Genomic DNA, 22,280 nt, shown 5'->3' with positions numbered 1-22,280 from the left:
CTTGAGGTACGCGCGTTCCAGTTCGCGGTTCATGCGACCACCGACCTGTGGCGCAGCGCGGCCAGTGACGACCAGCCGAACGGCCCGACCGCCGCGCTGGTGGCCAGGTACGCGGCGGCCGCGGCGGCCACGGTCAGCGCGACGTGGTGGCCCGAAAGCAGCAGTGCCACCGCAACACTGGCCGCCGTGGGGACCAGCAGCCGGAGCAGGAACGCCACCGGCGTGCGGTAGTTGCACTCGCGGCGCAGCCACCAGGTGGCTAGCACCATGCCGAACAGCTCGGTGCCCACCAACGCCAGGCCGGCGCCCACCGCGCCGAACGGCGCGTCCAGGACCAGGTTCAGCACGACGTTGAATGCCAGCGTCGCGATCGACAACCGGAACAGGAACTTCTGCTGGTGGCAGGCGAACAGCCCCTGGCCCAGGGTGCCGGTGACGAAACGGAAAGCCACCGCGACGAATAGCGTCGCCAGGGTCGGCGCGCCTCGCTCGACGAACTCGCGGTCGCCGAGCAATTCGATCAGGGGCCGGGCCAGCAACGTGCCGATGACGGCGACCGGGACCCCCACGAAGTACATCAGCTCGACGCAGCGGCGCAGGAACTTGGCGAACGCGGCGACGTCGCGGGAAAACAGTTCGGTGGCCGTCGACAGCGTCGCCTTGAGGAAGAACATCGAGACGACCAGCGTGTTGAACGCCACGGTGTAGGCCAACCCGTAGACACCGACCTCCGAATGCGTGCTCACCTTCGACAGGATGACGCCGTCGGTGCGCCAGTACAGGACGCCGACGACGGCGACACCGATCGGGAATGCGCTCTCCCGCAACAGGTCCGCGACCTCCCGCGGCGCGAAGATCGGGCGCAACGAGATGTGCCGGGCCGCCGCGGTGCCCTGGATCAGCAGCTGCAGCGCCGGCGGTATCAGCTGCGCGACCGCGAACCAGACGACGTCGGCCCGTACGGCCACCAGGTAGCTGACCATCGCCAGCGTGCCCACCCGGCCCAGCAGGTCGGACATCGCCACGGCCGAGAAACGGACGGTGGACAGGAACACCGGCTCGAACCGCGTCGTCATCGTCAGCATCAGCAGCTGGCCCGACAACACCACGAGCATCATCCGCACGTCGGCGTCACGGTAGAGCAGCAGACCCGAACCCGCCGCCAGTGCCGCGAGCGGCAGGCAGTACATCAGGGACAGTCCGCTGTTGATGCGGACGAGCCGCTCCAGGTCGCCCGTCCCGGCGGTCACCCGGCGCACGATGACGGTGCCGATGCCGAGATCGGCCAGGCTGGCCCACATTCCGACGAAGGCGACCGCGATGGTGAGCTGGCCGTAGCGCCCGGGCCCGAGGTAGTGGGCCGTCATCGCGACCGAGACGACAGAGGCCAGCATCCCCAGCGCCCGGCAGACGAGCTGGACGGAGAACGCGTGCGCGATCCGCGACCGCGGCACCGACGCGCCCGCCGGCGCCACCGGGGCCGGCTCGATCGTGGTGTCGTGCGCCATCAGTACGCCCCGTCGCTACTCAGCACGGCCTTGAGCGTTCGGGCGATGATCAGCAGGTCGCCCGTCATCGACCAGTTGTCGACATACGACAGGTCGAGCCGCACCGAGTCCTCCCACGAGAGGTCCGACCTGCCGCTGACTTGCCACAGCCCGGTCACGCCCGGCTTCACCAGCAGGCGGCGTTTGACCTCGCCGTCGTAGTTCTCGACCTCGCGCCGCAGCGGCGGGCGCGGTCCCACGACGCTCATGTCCTGCTTGAGCACGTTGATGAACTGTGGCAACTCGTCGATGCTAAACCGGCGCAGTACCTTTCCGATGGGTGTCACCCGCGGGTCCTGGCGAATCTTGAAGAGCATGCCGCCGGCGCCCTCGTTGAGCGGCATCAGCCGCTCGACCTGGGTGTCGGCGCCATCCACCATGGTGCGGAACTTGAACATCGTGAAGGGCTTGCCGTCCAGGCCGATGCGCTCCGCGCGGTAGAAGACCGGCCCCCTGCTCGTCGCCTTGATGCCGACGGCGGCGGCGACGAGCAGCGGCGAGGTCGCGACGAGCGCGGCCAGGGCGAAGCAGAAATCGAAGGCGCGCTTCTGAAACCGTTGAGTCCCTTCGTATTGCGGCTTGTCGACATGCAGCAGCGGGAATCCCGCGATGGGCTTGAGGGTCAGCCGCGCCCCGGCGACGTCCACCACCCCGGGCGCCACCACCAGGTCGACGTCCATCGTCTCCAATCGCCACATCAGGTCCCGGATCCCGTGCACGCCGAAGTGCTCGGTGCGCGTCACCGCCACCGTGTCGGCGCCGCAGCCGGCGATCGCGGACACCGCGGTGGTTTCGTCGCCGAGGATCGCGATCTTGCGACCCTGGACCGTCAGCATCTCGCCGCGCGGCGGGCCGTAGCCCGCAATGCAGACGCCGACCACCAGATAGCCGTCGTTCGGATTGCGGATCAGCTCGTGGGCGAGGTGTGAAACTCCCGGGCGGTCCCCGATCGCCAATACCAGCGACTGGTATTGCCCTTGCGCCCGTTTGCGCCAGACGTGCTTGCGCCACAGGTTGCGGCTCGCCAGCAACCCGACGGTGCCCACGGGAAGCGCGACCGCCAGATAGCCGCGGGCCAGTTCGATCTTGGCCAGCAGCGTGACGATGGCGATGAACCCGAACGTCCAGAACGAGGCGCCGGCGATGCGCCGGTATTCGTCGATCCCTGCGCCGATGATCCGGGTGGACCGGGTTTGGAACATCGACATCGACGAAAGCCAGAGCGCGGCAAAGAGAACCGAGAACAGCGTCATGACGGGACCGGGGTACCCGGACGTGTTCGGCGAGTCCCCGAACCGGACAAACTGGGCGAGCGCGACCGCGGCGCAGACGATCATCGAGTCGGTGACGCGCAGGCGAGCCGAGTACCGCTGCTGCCAACGGGCAACGGCCTTGGCGCCGGCCCGCGGCGCGGGCAGCACCGCAAGCCGGGCCGGGCCGGTGTCGGCTCGAAGCGTGGTCGTCATGATGGCCGTTCTCTCGGTTACGCCGTCGCCGATTGCGCTGCGGCGAGGAGGGTTTCGGTGGTTTCGGTGGTTCCGATGGTTTCGGTGTTTTCGAAGGCCGGCATCCCGGCGTAGTACACGCCGGGATAACAGATCAGCTGGGCGCGCGATGCGCGCAGCAAGGCCAGCGGCCCCTGCAGCAGATACCGGCGGGCCAGGCGCTGGGGCTCGCGGGTTAACCGGTAGAACCATTCCAGGCCGGCTCGCTGCATCCAGTTCGGGGCGCGGCTGGTCATGCCGGCCAGGAAGTCGATGGCACCCCCGCACGGTAGGAAAACCTTTGCGCCCGTGGCCAATCCGTGCCGGTCCACCCACTGCTCCTGGCGTGGCTTGCCGAGGCTGACCACCAGGACGTCGGTGCCCGCCGCGCGGATATCGGCGGCCAGGGCGTCGGAGCCCGATTCGATGTCGGCCGGGTCGGGCGCCCACATGCCCGAGACCACCAGCGCGGGATAGCGCGCCGGCAGCCGCTGCGCCAACAGCCGATGGGTCTGGGCGCTGCCGCCGAAGAAGCCGACCCGCTGACCCGCCGACTCGGCCAAGGCCAACACGGCGGGCAGCAAGTCCGCGCCGGTCACGCGCGGCCACGGCTTTGCGGTCAGCAGTTGCCCCCGCCACGCGATGGGCATGCCGTCGGCCAGCAACAGCCATTCCAGCCGGCTCGTGGGCGTCGCGCCAAGCGGGCGGAAGTGGTGGAGGTGATCCAGGTTCACCGAGCCCACCGCCAGCCCGCCCGCCCGCGAGCGCAGGCGAGCCGAGATGATGGACAGCACCTGGTCGGTGTCGCAGCGTTCTACGACGCTCCCGCTGACGACCATGCGCACCGGGGCAGCTGAGGATTCGTGGCCCATGGCAAACCTATCCCAGGCGCTCTCGGACCGGGCGGTACGAGGTCATGACGCCTCGCTCTCGGCCGCCGCCGTCTCATCCATAAAGGGCCAGCTGGCGTCCTTCTCCGACATGACGGTCACCGGCAGCGGCCATTTGATGGCGAATTCCGTTTCGTCCCAGCGGAATCCCTCTTCGCTATCGGGCACGTAGGGTCCGCTGATCTGGTACATGACCTCGGTGTCGTCGGTCAGCGTCTGGAAGCCGTGCAGGACGTAGGGCGGCAGGAACAGCGCGCGGCGGTTCTCCGCCGTCAACTCGACCATCACGTGCTTGCCGTAGGTCTGCGATTCGGGCCGGATGTCCACGGCGACGTCGGCGATCGCGCCGCGCACGCAACGCACCAGTTTCGCCTCGGCGTGCGGCGGCGCCTGCCGGTGCAGGCCGCGCACCGTCCCCCGGGTGTAGTTGAAGCACAGGCTTGTTTGTGCCACTTCGGAAATGAGCCCGTAGGTCTGGAATTCGTCGGCGCAGAAGGATCGAGAGAAGAAGCCGCGATGGTCGCGATTGGGTTCGATGTCGATGATCGTCACCCCGGCGACACTCGTGGGGGTGTACTTCACTGCGTCTCCTTCCAGAACAGTCGCTGGTCGACCTGCCCGGTCTTGAGCAGGTATTCGATCTGCTTCAGGCGGGTGTGCCCGCGGCCGTGGAATGTCTCGGGATCCATTTCGATGGTTTGGAAGACGCGATGCAGTTGTGCCGCCCCGGCCGCGACGTCCCACTCGGCGCGGAAGTCGGGGAAGACCTCGCCGATCTTGCCGAACGCCACCCGGTAGCTGCGGTTGTCCGCGTTGGGCGGGCCGAAAGTGAGTTCGCAGCCGGGGAACTCGGCGCTGACGGTCTCCGCGATTTCGCGCACCGTGCGGTTGTTTTCGTCGCTGCCGACGTTGACCACGAGTTTGTGCACGGTCTGCCGGTCGGCGCGCAGCGCGCACCGGATGGCCTGAGCGATGTCGAGGGCGTGCACCAGCGGCCGCCACGGGGTGCCGTCGCTGGTCATCGCGATGCGATGTTCGGTCCAGGCGTAACCCGCCAGGTTGTTCAGCACGATGTCGAAGCGCATGCGGGGGGAGGCGCCGAATGCCGTTGCGTTGCGCAGGAACGCCGGCGAGAAGTCGTCGTCGGCCATCGCGGTGAGGTCCCGCTCGACCAGGGCCTTGCACTTGGCGTACGGGGTCAGCGGGTTGATGGGGCTGGTCTCGTCGACCGTCCCGTCGGCGATCCCGTACACACTGCACGACGACATGTAGACGAATCGGGCGACGCCGGCGCGCTTGGCGCACTCTGCCAAATGCACACTGCCGCGGTGGTTTACCTCGTACGTGACGTCGCCGATCAGGTCGCCGATCGGATCGTTGCTCAGCTCCGCCATGTGCACGATCGCGTCGAACCCGCGCAGGTCCGCGACGGTCACGTCGCGAATGTCCTTGATGAGGGTCAGCGGCGCCGCCGGGTGGGCGCTGCCGGCGAGCGGGCCCGGGCACAGCCAACCGGCGCGGTAGTAGCCGGTGTCCAAACCGACGACGTCGTGCCCGTCCTCGAGGAGCAGCGGCGCCAGGAGGCAACCGAGATAGCCCTCCGTGCCGGTGATCAGCACTCGCATGGCGTCATCCCTCCCGTCGAAAGATCAGTTGTCGAAAGGGCGTCGAAGGGAGTGATGACCGCCTTCTCGCCCACAAAGGCTTCGGCGTAGCGCGCCCGGCACTGGACGCCCCGGACGCGCATCAGGCCGAGGAACGCCTCGTCGTCGAACCAGTCGCGGCCCGATTGCGATGGGTACGACTGCGCGAGCAGCTGCGCCTTCTGGTGGGCGATCTCCGCCGGGATGCCCACGTAGAGAGTGGGATTCGGCAAGTCGGACTCCCATTTGAGAATCTCGTACCCCAGCACCAGCTGCGCACGGAACTCGGTCGGGATGAGCTCGGCGACCAAGCGATGGTCCTGGTGGTAGTCGTGGCGGTGCGGACCGATCACCAGATCGGGCTGGCATTCGCGGCGGAACTGGGCAAGCTGGCGCTTCACCGCTCCCCAGTGGCCCGGCAGCTGACCGTCGGGCAGGTCGGCCACCGTCAACCGGACCTCCGAGCGCGGGAACAGCGCCGCGAAGGCGTTCTTTTCCTCTATCTCGCGTTCGGTGCCGGCGCCGGTGAGCACCAGGGCGTGCACGACGACACCCGGGTTGTGGCGGGCGATCTGCAACAGCGTCGCGCCCGCACCGATGACGATGTCGTCACAGTGCGCGCCGATGACGGCAATCGAGTCGATTGCGCCCGTGTTCAGCTGGATCATGCCGAACGTCTCGCAGGGGCCTGCTCCCACACCATCCAGGGGCGGTTTCCGGTGTTGTAGTCGGCGTCGAGTTCCGCGCGTTCCTTGAAAGTGTCGGCCGGTTTCCAGAAGCCGTCATGCTGGTAGCCGAGGAGCCGGCCGGTTCCGGCGAGCGCCATGCAGGCATCGCCGACGAGGTCGCCGTTCTCCGGAATGAGGTCGAAGACCTCCTGGGTCAATACGAAGTAGCCCCCGTTGACCCAGATCGGGAACTTGGCGATCGGAGCGATCTCCTTGATGTCACCGCCGGTGGTGACGTCGACGCAGTGGAAGGACGACTGGGGCGGCACGATCAACATGGAGGCGGCCGCGCCGCTCGTCTTGAGCCGGTCGATCATGGTGTCGAGCGGCGCGTCGGTCAGCACGTCGGCGTAGTTGGCCAGGAAGTATTCGTCGTTCCCGAGGTACTTGCGCACCCGCCGCAGCCGCTCGCCGATCGGCGATTCCAGCCCGGTGTCGACGAAGGTGATGCTCCAGTCGGACATGTCGGAATCGAGCAGCTCGATCTGACCGGCGCGCATGACGAAGTCGTTGGACTCCATCTCGCGGTAGTTGAGGAAGAAGTCCTTGACCGCGGCCTGTCCGTAGCCGAGGCAGAGGATGAACTCCTTGTGCCCGAAGTGGGCGTAGTAGCGCATCACATGCCACAGCAGCGGTCGAGGCCCGACCATCTGCAGCGGCTTGGGAACCTGGTCGCCCTCGGCGGTCCGCATCCGCATGCCGTAACCGCCACAGAAGAGCACGACTTTCATGACAACCATCCCTTCGAGGAATCGAGACCTAGTTCCCGCTCAATAGCCGAAAACGATACTTTTGGTATTTCGTGGTTTGGGCCGGTCATACGATCGCCGCCCCATAGCCGCCCGACGGCGGCTGTGCCATGACCGTCGGTATCTGCCCGTATCGCGGACCGGGCGCCTGGCGCCCCGCGGCGCCGCCCGGCAGGCCGCCCAGCATGCTCGGCGGCACGGTGCCGATGCCGCCCGGAACGCCGGCGTTGGGCAATATCGCGCCCGCGCTGGTCAGCTGCGCGGTCGGGATGACGCTGGTCCAGCTGGCGGGCACCGAGAGCGGGCCGAGCGAGGCGGCCTGGCCCAGGCCGCCCACCACGCCCGCACCTGCGGCTTCCGCCGCGCCCGCGGCCTCGGCCGCCGCCTGCCCGGCGACGTCGGCCGCGCTCGCGGCCGCCGTCGACGCGGTGGCCGCCATCCCCTGCAGGGTCTGGGCCATGCCCAGCACGCTGGACAGGCCGTACAGCGGTGTCGCGGCCACCATCAGGTAGCCCGGCAGCAGGGCCGGCAGGTTGCTTTCGAGGTTGCTCATGAAGCTCGACATCGACAGGCCGCCGGTCCCGGCGGTGAGCCCGCCCACCAGCGTCCCCCAGGGCGTTTCCGCGCCAGCGCTCGCCGCGGCGGGTGTCGCCAGGGTCTGCAACATCGAGGACACCGTGGACATCAGGCCGGCCAGTGAGACCTGCTGGGTGCCCGCCCCGGCGGCGGCCTGGGAGACCGCGGTGGCCTGGCCCGCCGCGGCGGCGGGGTCGGCGACCTCCGGCGCAGGCGTGAACGTTGTGAGCTCCGCGGCCAGCGCCGAATTAGCCGCGTATTCGTACATCGCCACCGCGTCTTGAGCCCACATCTCGGCGTATTGGGCTTCGTTGGCCGCGATCGCCGGCAAGTTCTGACCGAAGAAGTTGGTGGCGATCAACGACGCGAGTTGGACCCGGTTGGCGATGACCGCCTGCGGCGGCACGGTCGCGGCCCAGGCCGCGTCATATATTTCCGCTGCAAGCCTGGCCTGACCGGCGGCCTCCGCTGACCGTGCGGCAGCCCCGGCCGTCCACGCGACGTACGGTCCGAACGCAGATGCCATGCTCAGCGACGCGGGGCCCAGCCACCGCCCGACCGTCAAGCCCGAGATGATCGACCGATACGCGGCCGCGGCGGAATGCAGTTCGGTGGCCAGGTTGTCCCAGGCCACCGCGGCCGCCGTCAGCGACCCCGCGCCGGGGCCGGCGTACATCCTCGCGGAGTTGATCTCCGGCGGAAGAGCGCCAAAGTCGATCATTTCGAATGATCCCTGTCCGTCGACGCGCCGCCGGCCGCGTTGGCGCCGGCAGCGACGGACGCCCCTGACGTGACGAACGACACACGTCGTCCGAGGTCGGCGCGGGTCGCCCGGCGCAGTGGTCGGCGCGGCGATCGAACAGCACCGCACGCCCGCGGTCCGCAAAAGGGGCGCTGATCAGGCGAAGAAACTGAAGGCCACATAGAAAGCGATTATACATACTTTTGGTTCGGCATACACCATGTTGTCTTACCAACAGTATTTGTGAGTTTGTTAACGCGACCCGCTGCGTTGAATGCCGTGGAACGACCCCTGACTGCTAACCTCAAAGACGGCCCATATGCCGCCCGAGGCACACCGCCGAGTGCTGGCCCTGAGAACGAGGTGTGTGCCCTGCTCGAGGAAGGCATCGAGAACGTGGAAGCGATCGATTCGGGCCATGGCACCGGCCCCGGAATGATCACCCGCCTTGCTTATGCACCGGCGTGGTCGGCCCGAACCGGACAGTTGAGTTCTCGGTTCCGATGACCGCCCATTCGACCGACGGACGCGCGGACGCGACGCGGCGACAGATTTTGCGGGCCGCTTCGCATCAGTTCGCTCGCCGGGCCTATCACGACGTCGGCCTGGACGACATCCTCGCGGAAGCGGAGCTGACCAAGGGGGCGATGTATTTCCACTTCCGTTCCAAGCACGCGCTGGCCGTGGCGATCATCGAGAAGCAGACGGCCGCCGGTGCCGTCGCGGTGGAGGAGCTCCTCACTCGTGGGCTTTCCGGCCTGGAGACCCTGATCGACTTTTCGTATCTGATCGCTTCCGGCGACATCCGAACCGACGGGGTCAGGGCGGGGCTGAACTTGCTCGAGTCGGTCGGGCGGTCGGAAGGGCTGCAGAAGAAGCTGTTGGAGGAATGGGCCAAGGCGCTCGCGGGGGTCGTCGAGCAGGCCATCGCGGAGGGCGACGTCGGCCAGCATTGTGACCCGCAAGACGTGGGACGCCTGGTGGTGTCCCTGCATATGGGGCTGCGCCAAACCAGCAACCTGGAGGAACCGGAGCGGTTCTTGCACGACCTGGAGAAGTGCTGGCTCCTGATGTTGACCGGAATCCTGCAACCGGAGCGCATCGACTACTTCCGCCAATTCCTCAGGCGCCGCGCGGCACTGGCGATCAACTCCACCTCGGCGGGCACGGATTCCGGATAACGCCATGGGCAGGTCGCGCGATCGGGCCCGTGCGTGGGCGGCTGTTACGCTTACCGCTCCGGCCGGAAGGTTGGTGAAGTTGTCGAGATCCGCGTCTGGGGACATCGACGGAACTCCGGAGGTGTAGACGCGATGGCGCGCCAGGTTCGATCGGAAGCCACTCGGCGGAAGATCCTCGACGCCGCGATAGACGTTTTCGGCGAGGTCGGGTACGCGGCGGCCGGCTGGAACACGATCATCGAGCGGACCGGCATGACCAAGGGTGCCCTCTACCACCACTTCGACTCGAAGGAATCGCTGGCTTCCGCGATCATCGAAGAAGGCTCCGAGACCATACTCGTCGCGTTCCGCAACGTGTGCGGGTCGTCGTCGCCCGCGCTCGAGAATATGATCCACGGCACCTTCACCATCGCCAACGTGCTCAGCTCCGACAAGACCGCCCGCGCCGCCGAGCAATTGACGGCAGCTCTGACCGGATTCAACGAAGCCGCCATGCGGTTCTGCGCCAACATGGTCGAGCTGATGGCGGCCCAGGCCCAGCGGGCGGCCGCCGAAGGCGACGTCCGAGAGGATCTCGACCCGGTGGTGATAAGCGAGTCGATCGTCGGCGCCATGTTCGGAACGCGTTTGCTGTACAACGCGATTGCGGCCAAGGGCGTGGCGGGGCGCGATGCGGGTCCGGCGGTCGACGCGGGTCTGGCTCCCCACACGAATCAATTCTGGGGACTGATGCTCGCGGGCATCGTCACCGAGGCGTCGCTACCTTACTTCCGCGAATTCCTTTCCAGGGAGGCGCTGCGCCACGGACCGCCGGCCGGACCGGCACAGGGCCAGGGTGTCGCGGTCCCCGGCGCCGGCTAGGCGATTACGACCGCCCGTCCAGCGCGCATGTTTCGTACTGCGGGTATCTCATTGCGCCGTGCGGATTCCCAAAGGTTTAAAGATCGGCGCCTAGCGTTCCTCGACCCACAATTGCTCGGTGAGGTCCTGGAACGCCGCGAGCGCGAACTGGTCGTCCGCGCGCAGGAGCGCCGACTTGCTCATCAAAGCCCGAACCACGGAGCCGTCCTTGTGGGCCAATTCGACGACCATGTTCGCGAGTGCGTGCACGACCGAAAGCAGGGAGTCCGACTCCGGAGCCTCGTGGAAGATCTCGTGAAACCGCAGGGAGAGAACCTCTTCGGGATCGAAGCCCACCATCTCCGCGAAGGCGGTGTTGGTGAACAAGATGCTGCCGTCGTTCCCGATGGCGAGCACCGGAATCGGAATTCTTTCCAGGACGACCAACGCGGGCAACTCCTTCAAGGTAGTCATCGGCGATTGGTTTTGTTGCCGGCTTCGTCGTCGCTCCACACGCCGATTATGGCCTATCGCACGACGCAGTTCCGACGCTTTTCCCCATGGCGCGCAAGATTCCTGCGAATGGGTTTGTACTGCCCCGAAAAACGAAACTTTCCCGGGGTGTGTCGCGCCGACTCAACCGCGCCGGGAGCCGCGCCGTTTGCGTCGCTGGAGGCTGCGTACCGTTGGTCTGCTTCGGCTCACTCCGCCTGATAACGCGGGAACACACCCGCCGGCGGCGGCAGGGCGGTGCCGGGGGCCAGCCGCGCGCCGACCGCGTCAAAAGCCCGCCGGTCCGCGCCTTGGCCGAGCAGGTCCAGCAGCTTGCCGGCCGACTCGGGCATGACGGGCTGGACGAGCAGCGCCGCGATGCGGACGGCCTCGCACGTGACATAGAGGACGGTGCGGAACCTGGCCTGATCCGCCTCGGACTCGCTCTTGCGCAGGACCCACGGCTCCTGGGCCGAAAAGTATTTGTTGGCCTCCCCGAGCATCAGCCAGATCGCCTCGAGGGCCAAGTGCATCGCCTGACCGTCGAAATTGGCCCGCACGCGCTCCAGCAGGCCGTCGGCCGTCGACAGCAGCTCGGTGTCCGCCACGGTGAACTGGCCCGGCTCGGGCACCACCCCGTCCAGGTTCTTGGCCACCATCGACAGCGAGCGTTGGGCGAGGTTGCCGAGCTCGTTGGCCAGGTCGGCGTTGATCCTGGTGATGATGGCCTCTTCGCTGAAGCTGCCGTCCTGGCCGAACGGCACCTCCCGCAGCAGGAAGTAGCGCACCTGATCGAGGCCGAAGGTGTCGACCAGCGAAACCGGGTCGACGATGTTGCCCACGGACTTGCTCATCTTCTCTCCGCGGTTGAGCAGAAATCCGTGCGCGAAAACCCTGCGGGGCAATTCGATTCCGGCCGACATCAAGAACGCCGGCCAGTAGACGGTGTGGAACCTGATGATGTCCTTGCCGATCATGTGCAAATCGGCGGGCCAATAGTGCCGGAACAACTCCGAGCCGGTGTCGGGGAAGCCGACGCCGGTCAGGTAGTTGGTCAGGGCGTCGACCCAGACGTACATGACGTGGTCGGGGTGGTCGGGGACCTTCACCCCCCAGTCGAACGACGTCCGCGAGATGGACAGGTCGCGCAGGCCACCGGAGACGAAGCTGACCACCTCGTTGCGCCGTACCTCGGGCGCGATGAAGTCGGGGTTCGCCTCGTAGTGCGCCAACAGTTTGTCGGCATACGCCGACAGCCGGAAGAAGTAGGTGCGCTCCTCGGTCCAGGTCACCGGGGTGCCGGTCTCGACCGCGATCCTGGTCCCGTCCACGACTTCGGTCTCCGACTCGACGAAGAATCGCTCGTCGCGCACCGAATACCAGCCCGAGTAGGTGTCCAGGTAGATGTCGCCCGCCGCGGCCATCCGCCGCCAGATCTCCTTCGACGCCTCGTGGTGGTCGGCGTCGGTGGTGCGGATGAACCTGTCGAAGGAGATGTTCAGCCGCTCCTGCAGGCGCTGGAAGACATCCGAGTTGCGCCGGGCCAGCTCGGCCGTGGGCAGGCCCTCGGCCGCGGCGGCCTGGGCGACCTTGAGCCCGTGCTCGTCGGTTCCGGTCAGGAAGCGCACGTCGTAACCGTCCAGCCGCTTGAAGCGCGCGATGGCGTCGGTGGCGATGTACTCGTACGCGTGCCCCAGGTGCGGCGCGGCGTTGGGGTACGTGATCGCGGTGGTGATGTAGTAGGGCCTCATCGAGACTCACCCTATTGTGTGGCGGTGAGTTCCAACCGCTCTGGTGAACGACAAGCGCCGCCCGCACCCGAGCCGCTGGCGCCCCTGATCGACGCGCACACCCACCTCGACGCGTGCGGCGCCGGGCCGGATATGGGAGCCGAGGAGGTGCGGGCCATCGTCGACCGCGCCGCGGCGGTCGGTGTGCAAGCGGTGGTCACCGTCGCCGACGATCTCGATTCGGCGCGCTGGGTGACGCGCGCCGCCGACTGGGATCCGCGCGTCTACGCCGCCGTGGCGCTGCACCCGACCCGCGCGAACGCCCTGGACGACGCGGCTCGCGCCGAGATCGAGCGGCTTGCCGCCCACCCCCGGGTGGTGGCGGTCGGGGAGACCGGGATGGACATGTATTGGCCGGGCCGGCTGGAGGGCTGCGCGGAGCCGTCCGCGCAGCGGGAGGCCTTCGCCTGGCATATCGACCTGGCCAAGCGCGTCGGGAAACCGCTGATGATCCACAACCGGGAGGCGGACGCCGAGGTGCTCGACGTGCTGGCCGCCGAGGGCGCTCCCGACGCGGTGATCTTTCACTGCTTCTCGTCGGACAGTGCGATGGCCCGCCGCTGCGTGGATAGTGGGTGGTTGCTGAGCCTGTCCGGGACGGTCAGTTTCCGCAATGCGCGCGCCCTGCGGGAGGCCGTCGCGCTGATCCCACCGGAGCAGCTATTGGTGGAAACCGATGCGCCTTTTTTGACCCCGCACCCCTATCGGGGCGCAGCGAATGAGCCCTATTGCCTTCCTTATACTGTGCGGGCGATCGCTGAACTGCTGGATCGCCGCCCCGAAGACTTGGCGCAGGTCACGAGCAGCAATGCCCGCCGGGTCTACGGGCTGGCCGCCGGGTAGCCGCGCGGGCCGGTGATTTTCCCAACAGTGACGCGTCGGAGTTGCTGAACATTGGCCGGTTCGTTACCGTCTTGTGATCGAACGGACGGGCCTCGCGGCCCTTCGTCGTTTTAGTGATTTTCCTGCTGAGTGGTTCGTAACTGGTTGCTGAGGTCGGGGTAACGCGCGTTGACTGTATTGACAAAACTTCATCACAATTCATCACCAATGTTGCGGCTCATTGTCGCGGGCCTGCTGCTGGTACTGGGCTTCGCCGGTGGCCTCGCGGTTTCCGCGTCCAAGACGGTGACGCTGACGGTTGACGGAATCGCGATGCGGGTGTCGACGATGAAGTCGCGGGTGATCGACATCGTCCAGGAGAACGGCTTCAGGGTCGACGAGCGCGACGACCTCTACCCGGCCGCCGACGTGGAAGTGCGCGACGCCGCCAACATCGTGTTGCGGCGCAGCCGGCCGCTGCAGATCTCGTTGGACGGCCACGACTCCAAGCAGGTGTGGACGACCGCGTCGACCGTGGACGAGGCGCTGGCCCAACTCGCGATGACCGACACCGCCCCGGCGGCCGCCTCCCGCGGGAGTCGCGTTCCGCTGGCCGGGATGGCGCTGCCGGTCGTGAGCGCCAAGACCGTCCAGATCAACGACGGCGGTGCCGTGCGCACTGTCCACCTCGCCGCGGCCAACGTCGCCGGGCTGTTGAACGCCGCCGGCGCGCCGCTGCTGGAAAGCGATCAGGTGGCGCCCGGGGCGGCGGCCCCGATCGTGGACGGGATGCAGATCGAGGTCACGCGCAACCGGATCCAGCGGGTCACCGAGCGGGTCCCGCTGCAGCCGCCCGCGCGCCGGATCGAGGACCCGGAGATGAACGTCAGCCGCCAGGTCGTCGAGGATGCGGGCAGCCCGGGCACGCAGGACGTGACGTTCGCGGTGGCCACGGTCAACGGCGTCGAGACCGGCAGGCTGCCCATCGCCAACACCGTGATCACCCCGGCCCGTGAGGCCGTGGTGCGCGTGGGCACCAAGCCCGGCACCGACGTGCCGCCGGTGAGCAACGGGTCGATCTGGGACGCCATCGCCGGCTGCGAGGCCGGCGGCAACTGGGCGATCAACACCGGAAACGGGTATTACGGCGGTGTGCAGTTCGACCAAGGGACCTGGGAGCGCAACGGCGGGTTGCGCTTCGCGCCCCGCGCCGACCTCGCCACCCGCGAGGAGCAGATCGCCATCGCCGAGGTGACCCGGCAGCGCCAGGGCTGGGGCGCCTGGCCCGTGTGCAGCGGAAGAGCTGGTGCAAGCTGACCATCCGGCTACTCGGGCGCACCGAGATCAGGCGGCTGGCCAAAGAGCTGGATTTTCGGCCACGAAAGGCTTTGGGGCAGAACTTCGTCCACGATGCCAACACCGTGCGACGGGTGGTCGCAACGTCCGGCGTCGGCCGGTCCGACCACGTCCTGGAGGTCGGTCCCGGGCTCGGCTCACTCACCCTGGCGCTGCTTGACCGGGGCGCCACCGTCACCGCCGTCGAGATCGACCCGGCGCTGGCCGGCCGGCTGCCCCAGACCGTCGCCGAACACTCGCACAGCGAGATACACCGGCTGTCGGTGCTGAACCGCGACGTGCTGACGCTGCGCCGGGACGAGGTGCCGGGCGGCCCGGACGAACCCACCGCCGTCGTCGCCAACCTGCCCTACAACGTCGCGGTCCCGGCGCTGTTGCACCTGCTCGCCGAATTCCCGTCCATTCGGGTCGTGACGGTGATGGTGCAGGCCGAGGTCGCCGAGCGGCTGGCCGCCGAGCCGGGCGGCAAGGACTACGGCGTGCCCAGTGTGAAGGTCCGCTTCTTCGGGCGGGTGCGCCGCTGCGGCATGGTGTCGCCGACCGTCTTCTGGCCGATCCCGCGGGTCTATTCGGGGCTGGTTCGCATCGACCGGTACGAGACTTCGCCGTGGCCGACCGACGACGCCTTCCGGCGGCGGGTGTTCGAACTCGTCGACATCGCTTTCGCCCAGCGGCGCAAGACATCCCGCAATGCGTTCGCCGAGTGGGCCGGCTCGGGCAACGAGTCGGCGAATCGGCTGCTGGCCGCCAGCATCGATCCGGCCCGCCGCGGCGAGACGCTGTCCATCGATGACTTCGTGCGGCTCTTGCGCCGCTCCGGCGATCCGGACGACACGCTGCCGAGCGTTTCGGGGCACGCCTCGGCGAGCTGACCGGAGCGCCGCGGCGTGTGGTTCGCCCGGCGCGGCGTTAGTCTGCTGCGGTGGTCGACAATGTCTGACGGAAACCCCGATGTCTGACGGCAACACCGCCGCGCAGTGGGTGCCCACCGGGTCGGTCACCGTGCGGGCGCCCGGAAAAGTCAACCTGTACCTGGCGGTGGGGGACCGCCGCAAGGACGGTTATCACGAGCTGACGACGGTGTTTCAGGCCGTCTCGCTGCTGGACGAGGTGACGGTCCGCAACGCCGACGTGCTGTCGCTCGAGCTCATCGGCGAGGGCGCCGACAAGCTGCCCACCGACGAGCGCAACCTGGCCTGGCAGGCGGCCGAGCTGATGGCCGAACACGTCGGCCGGGCGCCCGACGTCTCGATCATGATCGACAAATCCATTCCGGTGGCGGGCGGCATGGCGGGCGGCAGCGCCGACGCGGCGGCGGTGCTGGTCGCGATCAACTCGCTGTGGGAACTCAACGTGCCGCGCCGCGACCTGCGCATCCTCGCCGCGAAGCTCGGCAGCGACGTGCCGTTCGCGCTGCACGGCGGCACGGCGCTGGGAACCGGCCGCGGCGAGGAGCTGGCCACCGTGCTGTCCCGCAACAGCTTCCACTGGGTGCTGGCGTTCGCCGAGGGCGAGCTGCTCACCCCGGCGGTGTTCAAGGAGCTGGACCGGCTCAGGAAGGCCGGAAAACCGCCGCGGCTCGCCGAACCCGGGCCGGTGCTGGCGGCCCTGGCCGCGGGCGACCCGGAGCAACTGGCGCCGCTGCTCGGCAACGAGATGCAAGCGGCCGCCGTGAGCATGAACCCCGCCCTGCGAAAGGCGCTGCGCGCCGGCGTCGAGGCCGGCGCGCTGGCCGGCATCGTGTCCGGCTCCGGCCCGACGTGTGCCTTCCTGTGCACGTCGGCGGCGTCGGCGGTGGACGTCGGGACCCAGCTGTCCGGGGCGGGCGTGTGTCGCACCGTTCGGGTCGCCACCGGCCCGGTGCCCGGCGCCCGCGTGGTGCCCGCCCCCACTGAAGTGTGAATTCGCCCTCAAGACGCGTCACGGTTTGGCAGTTACTTAAGAGGAGTTTAAGATAACTGGCGGTGACGAGCAGCGGTAAGCAAGACCACTCGATTCCTTCGCCCACCGGAATCACCGGTGGGCTCGTTGGCTCATCACATGTCCGAGACCTAACCGCTGCGCAATCGTGCTCGCGTGGCTGCTACAAACTGGCACCCAGCAGGCGGAACATGAGATTCCGGGCCTTGGGGCAACTGCCGGAACCGAGGAGGTTTTTGTGAGCAGGTTTACCGACAAGATGTTCCGCAATGCCCGCACCGCGACGACGGGCATGGTCACCGGTGAACCCCACGAACCCGTCCGGCACACCTGGGGCGAGGTCCACGAGCGCGCCCGTCGCATCGCGGGCGGCCTGGCCGCCGCGGGCATCGGCCTCGGCGACGCCGTCGGCGTCCTCGCCGGCTTCCCGGTGGAGATCGCGCCCACGGCGCAGGGCCTGTGGATGCGCGGCGCCAGCCTGACCATGCTGCACCAGCCGACACCGCGCACCGACCTGGTCGTGTGGGCCGAGGACACCATGACCGTCATCGGCATGATCGAGGCCAAGGCCGTCATCGTGTCCGAGCCCTTCCTGGTGGCCATCCCCGTGCTGGAGGAGAAGGGCGTCAAGGTCCTCACCGTCGCCGACCTGCTCGCCTCGGAGCCGATCGACCCCGTCGAGGTGGGCGAGGACGACCTGGCGCTCATGCAGCTGACGTCCGGGTCCACCGGTTCCCCGAAGGCCGTCCAGATCACCCACCGCAACATCTACTCGAACGCCGAGGCCATGTTCATCGGCGCCCAGTACGACGTCGAGAAGGACGTCATGGTCAGCTGGCTGCCCTGCTTCCACGACATGGGCATGGTCGGCTTCCTGACCATCCCGATGTACTTCGGCGCGGAGCTGGTCAAGGTCACGCCGATGGACTTCCTGCGCGACACGCTGCTGTGGGCCAAGCTCATCGACAAGTACAAGGGCACGATGACCGCGGCGCCCAACTTCGCCTACGCGCTGCTGGCCAAGCGGCTGCGCCGCAACGCCAAGCCCGGTGACTTCGACCTGTCGACCCTGCGCTTCGCGTTGTCCGGCGCCGAGCCGGTCGAGCCCGCCGACGTCGAGGACCTGCTCGACGCGGGCAAGCCCTTCGGGTTGCGGCCCTCGGCGATCCTGCCGGCCTACGGCATGGCCGAGACGACGCTGGCGGTGTCGTTCTCCGAGTGCAACGCCGGGCTCGTCGTCGACGAGGTCGACGCCGACCTGCTGGCCGCGCTGCGCCGCGCCGTCCCGGCCACCAAGGGCAACACCCGCAGGCTGGCCACGCTGGGCCCCCTGCTGAAGGACCTCGAGGCCCGCATCATCGACGAGAGCGGCAACGTGATGCCCGCGCGCGGTGTGGGGGTCATCGAGCTGCGCGGCGAGTCGCTGACGCCCGGCTACCTCACAATGGGCGGCTTCATCCCCGCGCAGGACGAGCACGGCTGGTACGACACGGGCGACCTCGGTTACCTGACCGAGGAGGGCCACGTCGTGGTGTGCGGCCGCGTCAAGGACGTCATCATCATGGCGGGCCGCAACATCTACCCGACCGACATCGAGCGGGCCGCCTGCCGCGTCGAGGGGGTCCGGCCCGGCTGCGCCGTCGCGGTGCGCCTCGACGCCGGCCACTCCCGCGAGACGTTCGCCGTCGCGGTCGAGTCCAACGCCTGGCAGGACCCGGCCGAGGTGCGCCGCATCGAGCACCAGGTAGCCCACGAAGTCGTGGCCGAGGTCGACGTGCGTCCGCGCAACGTCGTGGTGCTGGGCCCCGGCACCATCCCGAAGACGCCGTCGGGCAAGCTGCGCCGGTCCAATTCGGTCACGCTGGTCAGCTAGGTTTCGTCGGCCGCCGCTCGCCTTCCACCGCGAGCGCGCGCAAATTGCCACCGTTTGCGGCGTGTCGTCGTACAGACACGGTCACTCGCCGTCGGCAACGGTCACGCCAGCGGGGAAAGCCCCGACCTGACCAGGTCCAGGCAGGTGGCGGAGATGGCCGCCAAGTCGTCGACGCAACCGTTGCGCCCCCATGCCTCCACCCCGATCACCATGGCCGCGGCCAGCGTGGCGCCCGCGACGTTGGCGACCAACTCGATGTTCTCCACGTCCGGATAGCGCTGCTTGACGAACTCGGTGATGACCGCGGCGAACGACGACTGCACCACCCGCAGGTGGCCGGCGATCTGCTCCCCGGTGATCAGTTCGGCGCGGGCGAGCGCCGCCTGCCGAACCAGCTCTATGTCGTGCGGGTAGCTCGCCATGCTGGCCAGCACGGCGTCGAACACCGACTCGGATTGCGGGCGTTGCTTAAGCGCCTCGGCCAGCCATTCCACGTGCGTGTCGTAGTCCTGGAACAGCACGGCTTCCTTGGTCGGGAAGTGCCGGAAGAACGTGCGCTCGGTCACGCCGGCCTCCTGAGCCAGCTGCTGCACCGTCACGTTGCCGAAGCCCTCGCTCGCGAACCTCTTCAACGCCACCTGCCGCAGCGCCTCATGGGTCCTGCTGCGGCGCAGCTTGTGCAGGTTGGTCGGCTCGCCCATACCTCGCATCCCATCACATCCCGATCCTGGTCGGTGTCGACGTCTTCCAATTGAGTCAGTACTGACATATATTAGGTCCGCCTGCGGCGGATGCCTCGCCAGGTCGCCTCGAGGACCATTCGGAGAAGGAGCATCAGCGATGACGGAATATGACGCGATCGTGGTTGGCGCCGGCCATAACGGGCTGACCGCGGCGGCGGTCCTGCAGCGCGCCGGCCTGCGCACCCTGTGCCTGGAGGCCAACACCTACAGCGGCGGAATGGCGGCCACGGTCGAGTTGATCGATGGATTCCGTTACGAGATAGCGGGTTCGGTGCAGTTTCCCACCGCCCCCGCAATCACCAAGGAGCTCGGTCTGGACACGCTGCCCACCGTCGATGCCGAAGTCCAGTCGGTCAACCTCGGCGACAACGGCGAAGAACCCATGATCTTCTACCGCGATCCGATGCAGCTGATGACCCACCTCGCCGAAAAGCTCGGGACCGAGGCCGTCACGGGGATGGCCGAGATGATCGGCTGGAGCCAGGGCCCGGCGAAAGCGCTCGGCCGCTTCGAGGTGTGCACGCCGCCCAAGACGATCGACGAGATGTACGCCTGCGCCGCAAACGAATCCGAGCGCAGGGCCATCCACGAAGTGCTGTTCGGGTCGGCGATGGATCCCATCGACCGCTTCCTGCCCGACAGGGACAAACACGCGGTGTTGCGCGGAATGCTCGCCTTCCTCGCCATCAACTCCACCTACCGCGGGCCCTACACCCCGGGCAGCGCAACATGTTTGGCGTTCGCGCTCGCCGTTCCGAACGAGGGTGCGGCGATGATGACCAAGCTCGAGGGCGGGATCGGCTCGCTCGGCCAGCACCTGCACGATCTGTTCGTCTCGCACGGGGGCGAGATCAGGTACCGCGCCAAGGTGGAAAAGATTCTCGTCGAGAACTTTTCCGTGACCGGGGTGCGCTTGAAGGACGGTTCCGAGATCAGCGCGCCGATCGTCGTGTCCAACCTGTCGCCCGATCTGACCCTGATCGACATGGTCGGGGCGGAACACCTGCCGGCCGACCTCGTCGCCCGGCTCAGCGGTCGCGACCACCGGGCGCCGTTCGTCCAGATCCACTTCGCGCTCGACGGCCTGCCGGAATTCGCTCCGCCGTACGACTTCCTCAACGAACCTGGCATGCAGTCGTCCATCGGCATCTTCGGCTCGCCCGAAGAACAACAACGCCAGTGGGAGGAGTGCAAGCGGGGCATCATTCCTGACAATCCATCGATGGGCATGCAGATACCGTCGGTGCACGACCCCAGCATGGCGCCACCGGGGAAGCATGCGGCGAGCGCGTTCGCCTATGCGTTCCCCGTCGAAACGCCCCGCGAAATGCACGGCCACCTCAAGAACGTGATGGCGGAGAAGGTCATCGACAAGATCACCCGCTTCGCACCCAACTTCCGCGACATCCAGATCCGGCATATCACGTTCGCCCCGTACCACATGCAGACGATGTTCGCGGCTCCCGCCGGCGACTTCTGCCACGGCATGTTGCATCCGGACCTGATGGGGCCCAACCGGCCCGGGCCGAAGGGCTTCATCGACATGCCGATTCCAATCGAGGGGCTGTACCTGGGCGGCGCGGGATGCCATGGGGGCCCGGGCATTACGTTCACCCCCGGCTACAACGCCGCGCACCAGGCGCTCGAGGACATCTCGCGATGACCTACGTGATCGCCGAGCCCTGCGTCGACCTCAAGGACAAGGCCTGCATCGAGGAATGCCCCGTCGACTGCATCTACGAAGGCACCCGGATGCTCTACATCCAGCCCGACGAATGCGTCGACTGCGGTGCCTGCGAGCCGGTCTGCCCGGTCGAGGCCATCTACTACGAGGACGACCTGCCCGACCAGTGGAGCGGCTACACGCAGATCAACGCCGACTTCTTCGAGCGGCTGGGCTCGCCGGGCGGCGCGGCCAAAGTCGGTGTCTGCGAACATGATCCGCCGGCGATCAAGGGGCTCGAACCGGCTGGAGGGCAGTGCCAGTGACACGAACCCTCGACGGCGCGGTGGCCCTCGTCACCGGCGCGAGCCAGGGAATCGGCCAGGGCATCGCGATCGAGCTCGGCAACCAGGGCGCCACCGTCTGGCTCACCGCCCGCAACGGCGCCGGCCTTCAGCAGACCGCCGATCAGATCCGGGCGCTCGGCGGCGCCGCGGTGGCCCGGCCCTGCGATCACGCCGACGATGCCGCGGTAGAGGCCGTGTTCGACGAATTGCGGCGCGGGCCGGGCCGGCTGGACATGGTGGTCAACGTCGCGTCGCCGGACTTCACATCGATGGTGGCCCAGCCGTTTTGGACGCTCCCCTTCCAGGCGATCACCGATAGCCTGGTCGTCGGGCCGCGCGCGAACTTCGTGACCTCGGCGCTCGCCGCGCCGATGATGATCGAGCAGGGCGGCGGGCTGATCGTCAACATCTCCTCCCACGGCTGCCAGGACTACCTCCTTTCCACGCCCTACGGGGCGGCGAAGGCAGCCATCGAGAAGATCACCCACGACACCGCGCTCGAACTGCGCGAGCACAATGTCGCCGTGATCGGTCTGTGGCCGGGTCTGGTGCTCACCGAACGCATCCTCGCCTTCGCGACCGAGGGCCCGTCGGGTTCGCGCCAGTTGTTCGGGCTCGACCTCGACATCTGCGAGTCCCCGCGGTTTCCGGGGCGCGCGGTCGTCGCGCTGTTCACCGATCCCGACCGGATGGCCCGCACCGGCCGATCGTTCTTCGCGTCCCGCCTCGCCCGCGAGTACGGCTTCACCGACGTCGACGGACATCTGCCGCCCGAGGTGCGGTTGCTGGTCGACTACCTGGGCGACGGCAACGTGCCGGAGTACTGGCAGATCGTGGAGCGGTTCGGCCGCGGCTTCGCCGAACCTTCACCGGCAGAACCGGTCTGACCACAAG

Annotated in this window: 21 protein-coding genes; 10 read left to right on the top strand and 11 right to left on the bottom strand. The window is 67.8% G+C overall.

The window, feature by feature from the left end:
- Positions 1–29 precede the first annotated feature (29 nt).
- From AC5Y4S_RS12680 to AC5Y4S_RS12645, 8 genes are all read right to left on the bottom strand, one after another.
- Positions 30–1,508: a flippase gene (locus tag AC5Y4S_RS12680; protein ID WP_500033086.1), complete on the bottom strand. Its 1,479-nt coding sequence runs from the start codon at positions 1,506–1,508 to the stop codon at positions 30–32.
- Positions 1,508–3,013 (bottom strand): sugar transferase, encoded by a 1,506-nt coding sequence (locus tag AC5Y4S_RS12675; protein WP_500033085.1) that lies wholly within the window; start codon positions 3,011–3,013, stop codon positions 1,508–1,510. Before AC5Y4S_RS12675 ends, AC5Y4S_RS12680 begins: the two co-directional genes overlap by 1 nt.
- 17 nt (positions 3,014–3,030) lie before the next feature.
- Positions 3,031–3,903 (bottom strand): WecB/TagA/CpsF family glycosyltransferase, encoded by an 873-nt coding sequence (locus tag AC5Y4S_RS12670; RefSeq protein WP_500033084.1) that lies wholly within the window; start codon positions 3,901–3,903, stop codon positions 3,031–3,033.
- 42 nt (positions 3,904–3,945) lie between these two features.
- The gene (rfbC, locus tag AC5Y4S_RS12665) at positions 3,946–4,503 is read right to left on the bottom strand and encodes a dTDP-4-dehydrorhamnose 3,5-epimerase (RefSeq protein WP_500033083.1); all 558 of its coding nucleotides are present in this window, start codon (positions 4,501–4,503) and stop codon (positions 3,946–3,948) included.
- Entirely contained in the window at positions 4,500–5,546 is a 1,047-nt protein-coding gene (locus AC5Y4S_RS12660; RefSeq protein WP_500033082.1) for an NAD-dependent epimerase/dehydratase family protein, read from the bottom strand. The genes rfbC and AC5Y4S_RS12660 overlap by 4 nt, the downstream gene beginning before the upstream one ends.
- Complete coding sequence (locus AC5Y4S_RS12655; protein WP_500033081.1) at positions 5,534–6,232, bottom strand: PIG-L deacetylase family protein; 699 nt, start codon at positions 6,230–6,232, stop codon at positions 5,534–5,536. Before AC5Y4S_RS12655 ends, AC5Y4S_RS12660 begins: the two co-directional genes overlap by 13 nt.
- Positions 6,229–7,023, bottom strand: a complete 795-nt coding sequence (locus AC5Y4S_RS12650; protein WP_500033080.1) for a glycosyltransferase family protein — start codon at positions 7,021–7,023, stop codon at positions 6,229–6,231. The genes AC5Y4S_RS12655 and AC5Y4S_RS12650 overlap by 4 nt, the downstream gene beginning before the upstream one ends.
- Before the next feature lie 85 nt (positions 7,024–7,108).
- On the bottom strand, positions 7,109–8,338 hold the full coding sequence (locus AC5Y4S_RS12645; protein WP_500033079.1) for a PPE family protein: 1,230 nt from the start codon (positions 8,336–8,338) through the stop codon (positions 7,109–7,111).
- Positions 8,339–8,862: 524 nt separating this feature from the next.
- On the opposite strand from AC5Y4S_RS12645, the gene AC5Y4S_RS12640 reads away from it, so the two are divergent.
- Entirely contained in the window at positions 8,863–9,540 is a 678-nt protein-coding gene (locus AC5Y4S_RS12640; RefSeq protein WP_068100129.1) for a TetR family transcriptional regulator, read from the top strand.
- Positions 9,541–9,672: 132 nt separating this feature from the next.
- Entirely contained in the window at positions 9,673–10,401 is a 729-nt protein-coding gene (locus tag AC5Y4S_RS12635) for a TetR family transcriptional regulator (protein WP_500033078.1), read from the top strand.
- A gap of 90 nt (positions 10,402–10,491) precedes the next feature.
- On the opposite strand, the gene AC5Y4S_RS12630 is transcribed toward AC5Y4S_RS12635, so the two are convergent.
- Positions 10,492–10,854: a PAS domain S-box protein gene (locus tag AC5Y4S_RS12630; protein WP_068100125.1), complete on the bottom strand. Its 363-nt coding sequence runs from the start codon at positions 10,852–10,854 to the stop codon at positions 10,492–10,494.
- A 227-nt stretch (positions 10,855–11,081) separates the two neighbouring features.
- Complete coding sequence (metG, locus tag AC5Y4S_RS12625; protein WP_500033077.1) at positions 11,082–12,623, bottom strand: methionine--tRNA ligase; 1,542 nt, start codon at positions 12,621–12,623, stop codon at positions 11,082–11,084.
- Positions 12,624–12,641: 18 nt separating this feature from the next.
- On the opposite strand from metG, the gene AC5Y4S_RS12620 reads away from it, so the two are divergent.
- From AC5Y4S_RS12620 to AC5Y4S_RS12600, 5 genes are all read left to right on the top strand, one after another.
- The gene (locus AC5Y4S_RS12620) at positions 12,642–13,505 is read left to right on the top strand and encodes a TatD family hydrolase (protein WP_500033076.1); all 864 of its coding nucleotides are present in this window, start codon (positions 12,642–12,644) and stop codon (positions 13,503–13,505) included.
- 168 nt (positions 13,506–13,673) lie between these two features.
- Positions 13,674–14,801: a resuscitation-promoting factor gene (locus AC5Y4S_RS12615; RefSeq protein WP_500033075.1), complete on the top strand. Its 1,128-nt coding sequence runs from the start codon at positions 13,674–13,676 to the stop codon at positions 14,799–14,801.
- The gene (gene rsmA / locus AC5Y4S_RS12610; protein ID WP_500033311.1) at positions 14,765–15,712 is read left to right on the top strand and encodes a 16S rRNA (adenine(1518)-N(6)/adenine(1519)-N(6))-dimethyltransferase RsmA; all 948 of its coding nucleotides are present in this window, start codon (positions 14,765–14,767) and stop codon (positions 15,710–15,712) included. Before AC5Y4S_RS12615 ends, rsmA begins: the two co-directional genes overlap by 37 nt.
- Positions 15,713–15,791: 79 nt before the next feature.
- Positions 15,792–16,742, top strand: coding sequence for a 4-(cytidine 5'-diphospho)-2-C-methyl-D-erythritol kinase (locus tag AC5Y4S_RS12605; RefSeq protein ID WP_500033074.1), 951 nt, complete (start codon positions 15,792–15,794; stop codon positions 16,740–16,742).
- 256 nt (positions 16,743–16,998) lie between these two features.
- Positions 16,999–18,633 (top strand): fatty acyl-AMP ligase, encoded by a 1,635-nt coding sequence (locus tag AC5Y4S_RS12600; protein WP_068188247.1) that lies wholly within the window; start codon positions 16,999–17,001, stop codon positions 18,631–18,633.
- Positions 18,634–18,734: 101 nt separating this feature from the next.
- Here AC5Y4S_RS12600 and AC5Y4S_RS12595 read toward each other — a convergent pair whose 3' ends face one another.
- A complete protein-coding gene (locus tag AC5Y4S_RS12595) occupies positions 18,735–19,334 on the bottom strand; it encodes a TetR/AcrR family transcriptional regulator (protein ID WP_500033073.1) in 600 nt (199 codons plus the stop codon).
- 139 nt (positions 19,335–19,473) lie between these two features.
- On the opposite strand from AC5Y4S_RS12595, the gene AC5Y4S_RS12590 reads away from it, so the two are divergent.
- From AC5Y4S_RS12590 to AC5Y4S_RS12580, 3 genes are read left to right on the top strand one after another with little or no spacing between them, the layout of a single operon-like run.
- Positions 19,474–21,039, top strand: a complete 1,566-nt coding sequence (locus tag AC5Y4S_RS12590; protein ID WP_500033072.1) for a phytoene desaturase family protein — start codon at positions 19,474–19,476, stop codon at positions 21,037–21,039.
- On the top strand, positions 21,036–21,365 hold the full coding sequence (gene fdxA, locus AC5Y4S_RS12585) for a ferredoxin (RefSeq protein ID WP_500033071.1): 330 nt from the start codon (positions 21,036–21,038) through the stop codon (positions 21,363–21,365). The genes AC5Y4S_RS12590 and fdxA overlap by 4 nt, the downstream gene beginning before the upstream one ends.
- On the top strand, positions 21,362–22,273 hold the full coding sequence (locus AC5Y4S_RS12580; protein WP_500033070.1) for an SDR family NAD(P)-dependent oxidoreductase: 912 nt from the start codon (positions 21,362–21,364) through the stop codon (positions 22,271–22,273). Before fdxA ends, AC5Y4S_RS12580 begins: the two co-directional genes overlap by 4 nt.
- Positions 22,274–22,280 lie beyond the last annotated feature (7 nt).

This window comes from Mycobacterium sp. NGS64 (genome assembly GCF_059812245.1).
This window is presented reverse-complemented; position numbering and strand designations above follow the sequence as displayed.

Excerpts from the sequence above, each read along its gene's own strand:
- AC5Y4S_RS12590 (WP_500033072.1), top strand. The coding sequence starts at position 19,474 with ATGACGGAATATGACGCGATCGTGGTTGGCGCCGGCCATAACGGGCTG.
- AC5Y4S_RS12655 (WP_500033081.1), bottom strand. The coding sequence starts at position 6,232 with ATGATCCAGCTGAACACGGGCGCAATCGACTCGATTGCCGTCATCGGC.
- AC5Y4S_RS12605 (WP_500033074.1), top strand. The coding sequence starts at position 15,792 with ATGTCTGACGGCAACACCGCCGCGCAGTGGGTGCCCACCGGGTCGGTC.
- AC5Y4S_RS12675 (WP_500033085.1), bottom strand. The coding sequence starts at position 3,013 with ATGACGACCACGCTTCGAGCCGACACCGGCCCGGCCCGGCTTGCGGTG.
- AC5Y4S_RS12645 (WP_500033079.1), bottom strand. The coding sequence starts at position 8,338 with ATGATCGACTTTGGCGCTCTTCCGCCGGAGATCAACTCCGCGAGGATG.
- AC5Y4S_RS12640 (WP_068100129.1), top strand. The coding sequence starts at position 8,863 with ATGACCGCCCATTCGACCGACGGACGCGCGGACGCGACGCGGCGACAG.
- AC5Y4S_RS12630 (WP_068100125.1), bottom strand. The coding sequence starts at position 10,854 with ATGACTACCTTGAAGGAGTTGCCCGCGTTGGTCGTCCTGGAAAGAATT.
- AC5Y4S_RS12670 (WP_500033084.1), bottom strand. The coding sequence starts at position 3,903 with ATGGGCCACGAATCCTCAGCTGCCCCGGTGCGCATGGTCGTCAGCGGG.
- AC5Y4S_RS12635 (WP_500033078.1), top strand. The coding sequence starts at position 9,673 with ATGGCGCGCCAGGTTCGATCGGAAGCCACTCGGCGGAAGATCCTCGAC.
- AC5Y4S_RS12680 (WP_500033086.1), bottom strand. The coding sequence starts at position 1,508 with ATGGCGCACGACACCACGATCGAGCCGGCCCCGGTGGCGCCGGCGGGC.
- AC5Y4S_RS12660 (WP_500033082.1), bottom strand. The coding sequence starts at position 5,546 with ATGCGAGTGCTGATCACCGGCACGGAGGGCTATCTCGGTTGCCTCCTG.
- metG (WP_500033077.1), bottom strand. The coding sequence starts at position 12,623 with ATGAGGCCCTACTACATCACCACCGCGATCACGTACCCCAACGCCGCG.
- fdxA (WP_500033071.1), top strand. The coding sequence starts at position 21,036 with ATGACCTACGTGATCGCCGAGCCCTGCGTCGACCTCAAGGACAAGGCC.
- AC5Y4S_RS12650 (WP_500033080.1), bottom strand. The coding sequence starts at position 7,023 with ATGAAAGTCGTGCTCTTCTGTGGCGGTTACGGCATGCGGATGCGGACC.
- AC5Y4S_RS12595 (WP_500033073.1), bottom strand. The coding sequence starts at position 19,334 with ATGGGCGAGCCGACCAACCTGCACAAGCTGCGCCGCAGCAGGACCCAT.